At 73.5% G+C, this 12,375-nt stretch carries 9 protein-coding genes; 3 read left to right on the plus strand and 6 right to left on the minus strand.

Features of this window, described 5'->3' with window-relative positions; translation table 11 throughout:
- Positions 1–21 precede the first annotated feature (21 nt).
- The 3 genes from topA to WMF12_RS26915 all read right to left on the minus strand — a co-directional run bounded on the left by topA (position 22) and on the right by WMF12_RS26915 (position 4,564).
- On the minus strand, positions 22–2,619 hold the full coding sequence (gene topA / locus WMF12_RS26905) for a type I DNA topoisomerase (protein WP_437850082.1): 2,598 nt from the start codon (positions 2,617–2,619) through the stop codon (positions 22–24).
- A 127-nt stretch (positions 2,620–2,746) separates the two neighbouring features.
- Entirely contained in the window at positions 2,747–3,718 is a 972-nt protein-coding gene (locus WMF12_RS26910; RefSeq protein ID WP_437850083.1) for a DNA-processing protein DprA, read from the minus strand.
- Positions 3,719–3,814: 96 nt separating this feature from the next.
- On the minus strand, positions 3,815–4,564 hold the full coding sequence (locus tag WMF12_RS26915; RefSeq protein WP_437850084.1) for a hypothetical protein: 750 nt from the start codon (positions 4,562–4,564) through the stop codon (positions 3,815–3,817).
- Between the two features lie 79 nt (positions 4,565–4,643).
- Here WMF12_RS26915 and WMF12_RS26920 point away from each other — a divergent pair, with 79 nt between their 5' ends.
- The gene (locus WMF12_RS26920; protein WP_437850085.1) at positions 4,644–5,648 is read left to right on the plus strand and encodes a hypothetical protein; all 1,005 of its coding nucleotides are present in this window, start codon (positions 4,644–4,646) and stop codon (positions 5,646–5,648) included.
- Entirely contained in the window at positions 5,645–6,439 is a 795-nt protein-coding gene (locus WMF12_RS26925; protein WP_437850086.1) for a glycerophosphodiester phosphodiesterase, read from the plus strand. The genes WMF12_RS26920 and WMF12_RS26925 overlap by 4 nt, the downstream gene beginning before the upstream one ends.
- Before the next feature lie 30 nt (positions 6,440–6,469).
- On the opposite strand, the gene WMF12_RS26930 is transcribed toward WMF12_RS26925, so the two are convergent.
- From WMF12_RS26930 to WMF12_RS26940, 3 genes are all read right to left on the minus strand, one after another.
- On the minus strand, positions 6,470–7,939 hold the full coding sequence (locus WMF12_RS26930; RefSeq protein WP_437739546.1) for a protein kinase domain-containing protein: 1,470 nt from the start codon (positions 7,937–7,939) through the stop codon (positions 6,470–6,472).
- Between the two features lie 161 nt (positions 7,940–8,100).
- Positions 8,101–8,988, minus strand: a complete 888-nt coding sequence (locus WMF12_RS26935) for a LolA family protein (RefSeq protein ID WP_437850087.1) — start codon at positions 8,986–8,988, stop codon at positions 8,101–8,103.
- A gap of 195 nt (positions 8,989–9,183) precedes the next feature.
- On the minus strand, positions 9,184–11,082 hold the full coding sequence (locus tag WMF12_RS26940; protein WP_437850088.1) for an HTH domain-containing protein: 1,899 nt from the start codon (positions 11,080–11,082) through the stop codon (positions 9,184–9,186).
- Positions 11,083–11,971: 889 nt separating this feature from the next.
- On the opposite strand from WMF12_RS26940, the gene WMF12_RS26945 reads away from it, so the two are divergent.
- Positions 11,972–12,370, plus strand: a complete 399-nt coding sequence (locus WMF12_RS26945) for a hypothetical protein (RefSeq protein WP_437739549.1) — start codon at positions 11,972–11,974, stop codon at positions 12,368–12,370.
- Positions 12,371–12,375 lie beyond the last annotated feature (5 nt).

Genomic DNA, 12,375 nt, shown 5'->3' on the forward strand with positions numbered 1-12,375 from the left:
GTGGGGGGTCTCGCGGGCTTCTTAGCTCGCCGTGCGGCGGGCGCGCACGGCCCGCGCGGGCTTTTCGGCGGCCCCCTGGGCCGCACCAGCGCCCTGCGGCGCGGCCTCGGGCCGGCCGGCTGGCGTGGGCTCCGCCGGCGCGGGCCGTGCGGCCGGCGCCGGGGCGGCGCTCGCGACGACCGCCGCGGCTTCCGGGGTGGCGGTGCCGTCGGCGGCGCCGTCCTCCCCTTCCCCCTCGACGATCTCCTGCTTGAAGCCGCAGTCCTTCGTCGCGCAGACGAGCATCGCCTTCTTGCCAGCGGTGCGGGTGACGAACTTCGCGCTGCACTTCGGGCATGGGACCGGCACCGGCTTCTGCCAGAGCTTGAACTCGCACTTCTGCTCGGCGTTCCAGTTGGAGCAGCCGTAGAAGGTGCGCCCGCCCTTCTTGCGGGGCCGGATCTCGATGAGATCGCCGCCGCAGCTCGGGCACGCGACGCCGAGCGGCACCGGGCGCGTGTTCTTGCAGGCCGGGTACCCGGTGCACGACAGGAAGTCGCCGAAGCGGCCCGTCTTGATGATCATCGGCTTCCCGCACTTGTCGCACGAGATGTCGGTCTCGCGGACGGCGGCGGTCCCCCGCGCGTCGGACAGGTCGCGCGTCGCCTTGCACTTCGGGTAGCGCTCGCAGCTCAAGAACCAGCCGTTCTTGCCCCACTTCTTGAGCATCATCGACCCGCACTCGTCGCAGACGATGTCGGTCTTCTCTGCCTCGGGCTTCCACGGCGCGAGCTTCTTCGACTTGTCGAGCTGCTCCCTGAACTTCTTGTAGAAGGTCTTGAGCAGCTGCTCGCGCTTCAGGCTGCCGGCGCCGACCGCGTCGAGCTCCTCCTCCATCTGCGCCGTGAAGTTCGGGTCCATGATGTCGAGGTTCGACCGGACGAGGCCGTCGACCACGAACTTCCCGAGGAGCGTCGGCTGGAACGCGCCGCCGTCCCGCTTCTCGACGTACGCGCGCTGCTGCACCTTGCTGATGATCTCCGCGTACGTCGACGGGCGGCCGATGCCGCGCTTCTCCAGCTCGCGCACGAGCGAGCCCTCGTTGTAGCGGGGCGGCGGCTGCGTGAACTTCTGGTCGGTGATGACCCCCGGGGGCGACACGGCGAGCGCCTCGCCCTCCTTCATGTCGGGCAGGAGCGCCTCCGAGTCCTCCTCGGCCGAGGGCCCCGGCGCCGCGCGCTCCGCCTCGGCGGCGGTCGCCTCGGGCGCCGGCGCGGCAGCGCCGCCGTCCGCGGCGGCGGCGCCTGCGCTCTCGTCCTCGCCGGCGAACTCCTGCTGGCCCTCGGTCACCTGCAGCCAGCCGGCGAACTTCAGGATCCGCCCGGTCGCCCGGGCGAGGTAGCTCCGGTACGCGGGCGCCGCGATCGTCGGCGCGACGTCGATCTCGACCGTCGTGCGGTCGTACACCGCCGGGGTCATCTGCGAGGCGACGAAGCGGTTCCAGATGAGCTTGTACAGCTTGTACTGCTCGTCCTTGAGGTGCTTCTTGATCGAGTCCGGGTGGATCTCGACGCTCGTCGGCCGGATCGCCTCGTGCGCGTCCTGCGCGTTCTTCTTCGACTTGTAGACGTTCGGGCGCTCGGGGACGAACTCCTTGCCGTACCGCTTCGCGACCACGCCGCGCACCTCGGCGATCGCGTCGTCGCTGACGCGCGTCGAGTCGGTACGCATGTACGTGATGAGGCCGACCGGACCGCCGTCGCGCTTGAGGTCGATGCCCTCGTAGAGCGCCTGGGCGATCTGCATCGTCCGCTTGGCGCCGAAGTGCAGGTAGTTCGTCGCGTCCTGCTGGAGCTTCGAGGTGGTGTACGGGGCGGGCGGGTTGCGCTTCTGCTCGCGCCGCACGACCTTCGCCACCTTGTAGCGGGCGGTCTCGAGGTCGGCGCGCACCTTCCCCGCGACCTCGCCGTTCGTCACCTCGAGCTTCTTGCCGTCGGCGGAGGCGAGCTTCGCGACGAACGGGGCGCGCTGCGGCGGGCTCGCCGCGCCGAGGCCGACCGCGATGTTCCAGTACTCCTCCGGGACGAACGCCTCGACCTCGCGCTCGCGGTCCACGATGAGCCGCAGCGCGACCGACTGCACCCGCCCCGCCGACAGGCCGAACGCGAGCTTCGACCAGACGAGCGCCGAGACGTCGTAGCCGACGATGCGGTCGAGCACGCGCCGCGCCCGCTGCGCGTCGTACAGGTTCTCGTCGAGCTTGCGGGGGTTGTGGACGCCGTGGTCGACCCCCTTCTTCGTGATCTCGTGGAACTCGACCCGCGCCACCTTCAGCTTCGGGTTCTTGATCTCCTCCGAGATGTGGAACGCGATCGCCTCCCCTTCGCGATCGGGGTCGGTCGCCAGCAGCACCTCGTCCGCCCTCTTCGCGGCGGACTTCAGCTCCTCCAGGACCTTCTCCTTGCCCTCGATGACCTCGTAGGTCTCGGCAAAATCGTTCTGCACGTCGACGGCGTTCTGCTTCTTGGGCAGGTCCTTGACGTGCCCCTTCGAGGCGAACACCTCGTACCCGTTGCCGAGATATTTCTTGATGGTCTTCGCCTTCGCCGGCGACTCCACGATGACGAGCGTCTTGGCCATCACCACCTTCTGAGCAACGAGATCGGGCTTGTGAGGATTGAGGGGCGCCCTTCGGTGCGAGGGAGGCCCCCCCGCGAGGAGGCGGCCACCCGAAACCGCACTGGGCAGGGTGAGCCGGCGCGCCCCTTCAACGAAGAGCCCGCCGAAACAACCCGGCGGGCCCCTCTACTACTACGGCCTGGAGCGTCAACGTCAAGAGTGCCTCCACGGCGCGTCTGGGCGGAAGCCCCGTCCTCTCGCAGACCTCATCCACGTGCGCCGGCCGGGCGTCCAGGGCGTCGAGGACCGCACGTTCGGCCGCGCTCATCGACGGACGTGGCCCATTTTCCTCGGGCGAAACGCCCGTCCGCGCCCCGAAGGCGGCCTCCGGGAGCGGCAGCGTGCCCCCGCCGGGCGACCTGTTGCGCGCCGAGCGCCGCGCTCGCCGGCGGGGCGGAGGCGCCTGCCCGCCGAGAACGTCGATCACGTCGGCCGCGCGCGTGATAGGGCGCGCGCCGGAGACGAGCTCCAGCGCGCAGCCCACGCCGCGCGGGCTCCACGGGGCGTGGGGGACGACGCAGAGGTGGCGGCCGAGGCGGCGGGCCGCCGCGGCGGCGGAGCGGGCGCCGCTCTCGACCCCCGCCTCGACCACGACGGTCGCGAGCGTGAGCGCGGCGAGGACCGCGTTGCGCTGGAGGAACAGCGCCGGCAGCGGCGGCGTGTCGTCGGGGACGCGCGCGAGCAGCGCGCCGCCCGCGGCGAGGACGCGCGCGAACAGCGCCGCGTGCTCGCGCGGGTACGGGTGCGCGTGGCCGCCGCCGCCGACGACGACCGTCGGCGCGCGCGCGTCGAGCGCGCCCTCGTGCGCGGCCGCGTCGACGCCGCGCGCGCCGCCCGACCAGATCGAGAAGCCCGCCTCGCCGAGCGCCGCGGCGAGCGCGCGGGTGAACCGGAGCGCCTCGTCGCTCGCGGCGCGCGTCCCGACGATCGCGACGCCCGGGCACGCCGGGAGCGCGCCGCGGAGGTAGAGCGTCGGCGGCGCGGCCTCGGTCTCCGTCACGAGGGCCCAGAGCTGCGCGGGGTAGGAGGGATCTGCGGGCTGGATCTCGATCGACGCCATACGCGGCGTGTCGACCGACGCCCGGGACGAGTTGCGCGAAATGAGGACCGCGGCACGAGGAGCGCGCGGCCGCCCGCTCCCGGCGCGGTCGCCGCGCTACCGGGGCGGCACGCGAGGCGCGGCGCTCGGCGGCGCCGTGTCGGGCGGGGTCGCGCCGGGCGGCGCGGCGCCGGGCGGCGGGGCCGGGCGCGCGCCCCGGAAGCCCTGGACGAGCACGACGCCCGCGCCGCGCCGCACCTGCGCGTGGAGCTCCACGGCGAGCGGCGCGGCGCCGGGCGCCGAGAGGCACGCTCCCCGGCCGCCGATCACCGCGACCGGCCCGCGGTCCGCGTCCTGGGCGACGATCTCGAGCGCGGGCGGCGCGCCCTTCGTGACGAAGAGGTCGACCTCGATCACGCCGAGCCCGCCCTGCGCGATGAACACCGCGCACTCGCCAACACCGCGCGGGACGCGCACGGGGATCGCGGCGCTCTCCCCTTCCGCGATCGCGAGCGACACGACGTCGCCGAGGGGCGCCAGGCCCCTCGCCTCCCCGCGCGCGGTGTTGGCGAGCGCGAGCGCCGTCACGCGCGGCACCGGCGCGCTGGCCGCGGGCCGCTGCTCCGCCGCGCGGCTCAGGAACAGGCGCGACGCCTCCGGGTCCGGCTCGGGCGCGTCGCGCGGAGGCGGCGGGTTCCGCGGCGCGTCGGGCGCGGGCGAGGAGGCCGGCGGAGGCGGCGGGCTAGGGCGCAGGACCTCGGCGCGGCCTCCGCCGCACGCCGACACGGCGAGCGCGAGCGACGTAGCGAGCAGGCGGCGCGCCGGCCCGAACGGATGCAGTTCGACGAGAGCGAGAGCGCGCCGCACCGCGCGGAGCCTACCAGAACCGCCGCGCCGCGCTCGGCCTGCGAGCGGCCGGCCGTGGGTCGTGCTACCCACTCGCCCGATGAAACCCAGGGACATCGTCGTCGCGACGCATGGTCACTGCTTCGACGGCATGGCGAGCGCGGCGCTGTTCACCCGCCTGATGCAGGCGCTCCGCCCCGGCGAGCCGCTCGCGCTGCGGTACCGATCCTGCGGCTACGGCCCGGGCATGACGATGATCCCGCCTTCGTGGCTCGACGGTGACGAGAACGCGATCCTCGACTTCCGCTACACGCCGACGAAGAAGCTGACGTGGTACTTCGACCACCACGTCACCGGGTTCGGCTCGGACGAGGAGCGCGACGCGGCGCTCGCCGGCGCGTCGCGCGCGAAGGTCGCGGGCGACGCGCCTCACGTCTTCTACGACGCCGCCTACGGCTCGTGCACGAAGCTCATCGCGGACGTCGCCCGCGATCACTTCGGCGTCGAGATGTCCAGCGCCGATGAGCTCATCCGGTGGGCCGACCTCATCGACACCGCGCGCTTCCCCACGGCCGAGGCCGCCGTGAGCCGGGAGGAGCCGATCATGCAGCTCGCCTCCGTGGTGGAGCACCACGGGGACGGGCCGTTCCTCGCCTCCGTGGTGCCCCGGCTCGTCGAGCGGCCGGTGAGCGAGGTGGCGCGCGAGGCGGACATCCAGGATCTCTGGCGTCCCCTCTCCGTCTCGCGGCAGACGTTCGTCACGCGCATCGAGCGCGGCGCGCGGAAGCTCGGCCGCGTGGTGCTCGTCGACCTCTCCGACGCGCCGCTCGAGGCGGTCGGCAAGTTCATGACGTACGCGATGTACCCGGACTGCGTGTACTCGGTCACGCTCTCCCGGCAGAAGCAGCACTACAAGCTCTCGGTCGGCTACAACCCCTGGTGCGGCGTCCCTCGCGATCGCGACATCGCCCCCATCTGCCGCCGCTACGAGGGGGGCGGGCACCCGGCGGTCGGCGCGGCGTCCTTCCCGCTCTCCGCGCTCGAGCGCGCGCGCGAGGCGGCCCGCGCCGTCGCCGAGGAGCTCGACGGGGAGCCCGCGCGGTGACCTGGGCCGAGCAGCGCTTCCGCAGGAGCGCGCGCGAGACGGGGCGGGCAGCGTCATCACGCGCGGCGGCCACGCGCGCGCCGCTCCTCTTCGGGCACCGGGGCGTGCGCGGCGAGGGCGCCCCCGCAGAGAACACCCTCACCGCCTTCGAGGAAGCCGCGGCGCAGGGGGCCGACGGGATCGAGCTCGACGTGCGGGTGTGCGGCTCGGGCGAGCTCGTGGCGCTGCACGACCCGGACCTCGCGCGGGTGACCGAGGGCGCGGACCCGCGCGCCGCCGCGGCGCTCCCCTGGGACGAGCTCCGGCGGGTCGACCTCCGCGGCGACCGGGTGCCGCTCCTGTCCGAGGTGCTCGCGTTCGCGCGCGGCCGGCGGCTCGCCGTCAACATCGAGATGAAGCGGGACGTGCCCGATCGCACCGCCGTCGTGCTCGCGACCGCGCGGCTCGTGCGCGCCTGGGATCCGCGCCACGCCTTGCTCGTCTCGTCGTTCGATCCGGTCATGATCGCCTCCTTCGGCGCCCTGGTGCCGGCCGTCCCGCGCGCGCTCCTCGTGCACCGGAGCCGCTACCACGACGCGGCCGTGCGCCTCGCGCCGGCGCTCGGGGCGCTCGCCGCGCACATCGAGCGGACGATCGCGTCCCCCGAGCGCATCGCGCTCCTGAAGCGGCAGGGCCGCGTGATCAACGTGTGGACCGTGAACGACCCGCGGGAAGCGCAGGACCTCGCGGCGCTCGGCGTCGACGGGCTCATCACCGACGCGCCGCGCCGCATCCGCGACGCGCTCGCGTAGCCGGCTTCGTCGGACCGGTGCGGCCGCGCGCTACCTTCGCTGCCAGGGGTCGATGATCTCGCGCGAGCGGCGCGGGCCCCGGCGCGGGGCCGACGGAGCCGGCGGGGCCTTTCGCTCGGCGGACGCCGCCGGATCCGCCGTGGCCGCGAGCAGCGCGGCGTCCGCGGCGGGCACGTCCTCGGCCAAGGGCAAGCGTGCCATCACAGGGGTCGATGCGCGGACCACCTCCAGAGACGGCGCAGCCGGGCTCACGCTCTCGGGCTCGATCGGCGCGATCACGTGGTGGGGCGCGGCGCCCTCCACGCCGACGGGCCGCAGCGCCGTGACCGCGACCGTCGCGCTGATCGCGGACAGCGCGCCGCACGCCACGAGCCAGCGGAGCGTCGCGCTCGCGTGAGGCCTGCGGTCCGCGCGCACCTCGCCGGCCGCTGCCGCCGTCAGCGTGCCGGGCTGGGACGGATCGGCCAGCGAGGCGAGCGTGTCCTGCCGCGGGCGCGGGCCCTGGTCCCCGGGTCGGGAGAGCGGGGCGAGCTCCCCTGAGCCCTCCAGCGCGCCGGCGCCGCCCGGCGACAGCCCGAGCAGCGTCCCCGTGCGCGACGTCACGGGCGCCGGCTGCGGCGCCGAGGGCACGGGCAGCGGGATGCCCGGATCGCCCGCCGCGACGACGAAGGCGTGCACCATCTCCTGCGCCGACTGGAACCGCTGGGCTCTGTCGCGCGAGAGGGCGCGCAGGAAGAAGACGTCGAGATCGGCCGGCACGTCGGGCGCGAGGTGCGTCGCGAGCGGGATCGGCTCGACGAGGATGCGCGACAGGACCGCGCCGAGCACGTCGCCCTCGAACGGGAGCTTGCCCGTGACCGCGCGGAAGAGGATCACCCCGAGCGACCACAGGTCGCTCCGCGCGTCGAGGTTCCTGTCGCCGCGCGCCTGCTCCGGGCTCATGTAGAACGGCGAGCCCAGGAGCTCGCCGGTCCTCGTGGTCTCGTCGGTGAGGAGCTTGCCGGTGAGCTGCTTGGCGATGCCGAAGTCGAGGATCTTGACGATCTCCTCGTCCTCGTCGACGCGCGAGAGGAACAGGTTGCCGGGCTTGAGATCGCGGTGGACGAGCCCGCACTCGTGCGCGCGGCGCAGCGCCTTGCCGGTCTGGACCGCGATGCGCGCTGCCTCGGCGAGGGAGAGGCGGCGGACCCGCCTCAGGCGACGGCTGAGATCCTCGCCCCGGAGCAGCTCCATGACGAGGTACGGGACGGTCCCCCAGATCCCGTAGTCCTGCACGCTCACGACGTGCGGGCTACCGAGGTTCGCCGCGGTCCGCGCCTCGCGGTAGAAGCGCGCGCGGAACTCCGGCGAGGCCGCGTGCTCCGGATCCATGAACTTGATCGCCGCCGGCGCCCCCAGCTGGAGGTGCCGGGCCAGCCACACCGAGCCCATCCCGCCCCGCGAGAGCGGCCCTTCCAGGCGGTATTTATCGCCGACGATCGTTCCCGGCTCGACGTCCATCGCCGACTCCTCCCGCCACGGCGAGGTGGATTGCGTCTGTCTAGACGTTCGAACGAGCGGCGTCCACGCCATCAGGCGAGCGCTGCCATAAGCCAGCCTGCGCCGCCCGTGATGTCCTTTGTCCTTTCAGGAGCCACCTGAACGCGCCTGCTCAGAGCACCTTAATCCTGGCAATCGACATGACGGCGGACGACGCCGCCCGGGACCGGCTGCGTGAATGCCCCCGAGATGAGGGGCGGATTCCACTTCGCCTCCTTGTACTGAAAGATCATGTCGTCCTCGGTGTTGGGCACCCGCATGCGGATCGAGCGGGGGATCTCGGCCATGCACGCGCCGCCGCTCGGCGGGATCGGATCGTCGATCCCCTCCGGATCGACGCGCGGCGGCGCGGTGCGGATGGCCTCGTGATGGCTCAGCTCCACGTGATAGAGGTCTGTCCCGCGCTGCGCGACACGGACCTCGCGGACGCGCAGGCGCTGCTGACTCCACGGCGCGAGAAAGTCGCGGGGGTGCGGCTCGAGGTGGATCTCCTCCACCGCGTCGCGGGAGCCCTGGATCAGCACACGGTAGAACCCGTCGCCGTCCCAGGCTATCGAGGCGCCGTGCGGCTCGTGAGCGAGCACCGGCGCCTCGCCGCGGAGCAGCGAGACGAGGGCGTGCCCGGGGATGGGCACCTGGGTGAGCCGCGCCAGGTTGCACGTGCTCGCGGGCCCGTGCAGGAACTGCTTCTCCCCGACATCGAGCATATGGAACTGGGTGCCATTCGACGTGAGCGTGAAGAGCGTCGCGCCGAACGGGCTCACCACGTCGAAGCGCACCCGATCCGGATTGACCGCGAGGATGTACATGTCCCCGCGGAGCCGCCCCTGGCGCGAGAAATGGTCGACCTTGGCGGTGCCCTGGACGCCGTTCACGCAGGCATAGGAGGCCTTCATCCGGTCGAGCGCCGCGTCGGCGCTCGGGAACCGGGACGCGGGCGGATCCACGGAGGCACAGCCGGTCACGAGCACGGCGAGGGGCGCGGCCCAGGCGATCGCGCGATGGCGCATGGGCGCGGACGCTGGCAAGGATCGCCGAGCCCGTCAACCGCGGAAGCGGCGCCGGGCCCATCCGCCGGAGCGGCGCGAGGGGCGTGGCCGTGGAGGAGGGTTGTCGAGGGAGGGCCGAGGGCCCGGAAGACGGCGGCGAGGAGGGCCGCGCGTCCGGCCCGGAGCGAGCCCCCGGCCGGACGCGCGCGAGCGGGATCAGGACGCCCGGAGCGCCTCGAGCAGATCGACGTCGGGGATCGCGATCGGGAGGCGGGCGCGGAGGACGGCGACGTCGTTGTCCTCGCAGAGGCGAGCCACCGCGAGCCCATCGAAGAGGGAGATGGGCGCGGTCCCCACGATCGCGGCCTCTTCGCGCGCACCGGAGAGCATCTGACCGGCGGTCAGGATCCAGCCGGCGGTCGCAGGGCCGTAGTGGTGGAGCGAGCCGCGCAGCTCGGTGACCCGCTCGCGGCCGACCTCGCGGCCGTCCCGCCGGATGACCAGCGCGAGCTTGATCTCATCACCCGCCGTGCGGAGCGCGCCGGAGAAGTGGCTCTCGCCGCCCGGCGCCCCGGCGCGGCGCACCGCGCGCAGCTGGCCGATGCCGATGCGCTCGAGGGCGAGGACGCAGATCTCGACGAAGGCATGGCCCGGGAGCTCGGAGAGCTTGCGCACGAAGGCGCGCCGCGCGGCATCGCGGTAGCGCTCCACCGCGGCGAGCGCCTCCTGCTCCAGCCGCGCCAGGTCGCCCGGCAGCAGCCAGTCCGTCAGCGCGATCCTGCCGCCGGCGAAGCGGAAGCGGGGCCGCTGCCCCGCGGCGGTGCGGCGCGCGTTGTCGGCGCGCACGGCGGCCGCGACCTGGGACTGCACGAGCTGCACGTCGCCGGCGAGGCGGCCGCGGCGCTGCGCCGTCTCGGCGATCTGCCGGAGCGAGACCGCGCCCGCGTTCCGATCGAAGGTCGAGAGGATGCCGGCGACCGCATCGGCGAGATCACGGCCGGCGAGGTCGTCGAGCGCGTGCCCTTCGCCGCCCGTGAGCTCGATGACCTGCGGACCGCGGTAGACGGGCTCGGCGCCGAAGCTGTCGGGGCGGTCCGCTCGGTCGATGCGCTCGACCCGGTCGGTGCGCTCGACCCGGTCGGTGCGCTCGGCCCGGTCGGTGCGCTCGCCTCGCTCGGGACGATCGAAGCGCTCGGTCCGGTCGGAGCGCGGCGGCTCGCGGCCGTTCTCGCGCCGCGCCTCGAACACCGGCGTCGCGACGTAGGAAGGCAGCCCACCGGTGCTCGGGTTGGCCTCCGCGGTCCCGCGGCCGCGGCGGCGACGGCGGCGGCGGCGGCGGCCCTCGCCCTGCTCGCCCGACGAGCCGGGCGTCGCGCGGTCCTCGCCGCCGAGGATCGGCTGATCGTCGTCGTCCTCTTCGTCGAAGAGCTCCGCGGCGCCGGCGACGGCCTCGGCCCGCATCGCCTCGTCCGGGCCCGGCGGCTCCGCGTCGTCGAGCTCGCCCTCTTCCTCGTCGATGTATGTGCTCGCGGCGCGCGGGGACGACGGCGTCGGCGGCGGCACGGGCTCGCGCGCTGCCGCGATCTCCACGCCGTTCAGCCCGGCCGCGCTCGTCGCGCCGGCCGCGACCTTCTCGTCGTCCTCGTCCTCATCGTCGATCGCAGGCGCAGCCTGCGCCGCCGCGGCGGCGGCTCTGCCCTCGACCTCGACCGCGCCGCGCTCCGCCTCGAGCTCCGCGGGAGCGCCAAGATCGCTCTCTTCCACCGCGTCGTCGTCGGCGCCCGCATCGAACAGGGTCGGCTGCTCCTCGTCCTTGCGCGCCTTGGCCGCCTCGGGCTTTCCGCCGCGCTTCGCCTTCTTGCCGTCGAGCCCGGACTTGATGGTCTTCTCGTCCCACTCGCGCAGCGCGAACACGCCCGGCTTCACGCGCACCAGGGGGTTGTCCGCCGTGTCCTTCTTCAACGTCGCCGCCAGGCGGGCGCCCATCGTCACCTCTGGGCTCTTTCCAACGTGGCTAAGGAGGTTCTTCTCGATCGCGATATCGGTGATCTCTTTATAGTGAAGCGGTCTACCGATGAGGCGAAGCACCTCGGCGGCTGCATCCGTGAACGTCATCTTTGTTCGCCCTTCGGGCGCGCCGCCCGGCGGGCGCCCTCGTCGTCCCCATCGCGGCCGCCCCGTCCAAAGTGGCTGACGAAGCGCGCGGGATACCCCACCGCAGCCGGGAAACGCACATTCGCTCCCACTCGACCACGACGCGCGGAACGGCCTGCTCGTAGCACGCTCGGAAACGGCGGTCAACGGGACGCGCGATCCGGCTCAAGAGAAGCCGCTGACCGACCTCTAGGGCACGGAACCGGGGGCCGGGCGGCGCGAGGCCCGGATCGACCGGGCGCCGCGCCGAGGCGAGCGCGCGGCGGCCGGCAACGGCAGCCTGGATGAACGCTCGGCGCGCAGTCAACGGCGCGCGCGGGCCCCTGGACGAGCATCGATGTGGCTCGTGAGCGGATGTCGGCCAGTCCGGAGCACGGGAGAAGACCACGGGAGAAGAGGAGTTGATGCGTTGATCCGTTGAGGTGTTGAGTGTGTCGATAGGTCCGGGAGTCCAGGAGTCGAAGGCTCTCCCTCGACTCACCGCATCGCCGCACGACCGCACCACCACCGCGCGGCCGAGGAGCGCCATGCGATGATGGAGGAAGCGATTGGCCGGAGCGCGCCGGACGGACCGGGCATCACCGTACATGACCGCGCGCAATCATGCGTAACCGCGCGTGACCGCGCGTAATCATGCGCAACTGCGCGTAATCATGCGCAATCAAGCGTAACCGTGCGCAACCACGCCTAACCGCGTGTAACCGGGCGTGGACGGGCGCTCCCGGACGGCGCACCCCGATCGTCGCGCGGTCGTCACACGGCCGCGGCTCGCCCGGCCAGCGGTGGCGCGGCGCGGCGCGGGCAACAGCGCTTTTGCGCTTTGCCATCTGCCGGACAGGAGGGTTACGCTATGTGGGTGGAGCTTTCGCGGTTGCTCGACGAGCTCACCCTGGCGGCGGACAAGGTCGGCATCGCCGTCAGGATGGAAGCGTTCGATCCGCACCTGTCGGACGCGCGCAATCCGCGGGGCGGGCTCTGCACGGTGCTCGGCCGGCGGATCATCCTGGTCGACGCCAACGCGTCGCTGCCGGATCGCATCGCCACGGTCGCGGCCGCGCTCGCGCGCGTCGATCTGGAGTCCGTGTTCCTGCCGCCGATCGTGCGCGCGACCATCGGCGCTCACGCCCGCGGCGCGCGGCCCCGGGCGGCCGCGCCGGGCGAGCCAGCGCGGCTGCCGGCGCGCCCCGCGCGGGGGGGGAAGGCCCCGAAGCTGCTCCCGCTCGCCCGCACCAAGTGGCGTGACGCCTGAACGAC

Source organism: Sorangium sp. So ce363, from assembly GCF_051520435.1.
GTDB lineage: Bacteria > Myxococcota_A > Polyangia > Polyangiales > Polyangiaceae > Sorangium > Sorangium cellulosum_B.

Bases quoted from the DNA above. Each gene is read 5' to 3' on its own strand.
- topA (WP_437850082.1), bottom strand. From the start codon at position 2,619: ATGGCCAAGACGCTCGTCATCGTGGAGTCGCCGGCGAAGGCGAAGACC.
- WMF12_RS26940 (WP_437850088.1), bottom strand. From the start codon at position 11,082: ATGACGTTCACGGATGCAGCCGCCGAGGTGCTTCGCCTCATCGGTAGA.
- WMF12_RS26930 (WP_437739546.1), bottom strand. From the start codon at position 7,939: ATGGACGTCGAGCCGGGAACGATCGTCGGCGATAAATACCGCCTGGAA.
- WMF12_RS26945 (WP_437739549.1), top strand. From the start codon at position 11,972: ATGTGGGTGGAGCTTTCGCGGTTGCTCGACGAGCTCACCCTGGCGGCG.
- WMF12_RS26910 (WP_437850083.1), bottom strand. From the start codon at position 3,718: ATGGCGTCGATCGAGATCCAGCCCGCAGATCCCTCCTACCCCGCGCAG.
- WMF12_RS26935 (WP_437850087.1), bottom strand. From the start codon at position 8,988: ATGCGCCATCGCGCGATCGCCTGGGCCGCGCCCCTCGCCGTGCTCGTG.
- WMF12_RS26920 (WP_437850085.1), top strand. From the start codon at position 4,644: ATGAAACCCAGGGACATCGTCGTCGCGACGCATGGTCACTGCTTCGAC.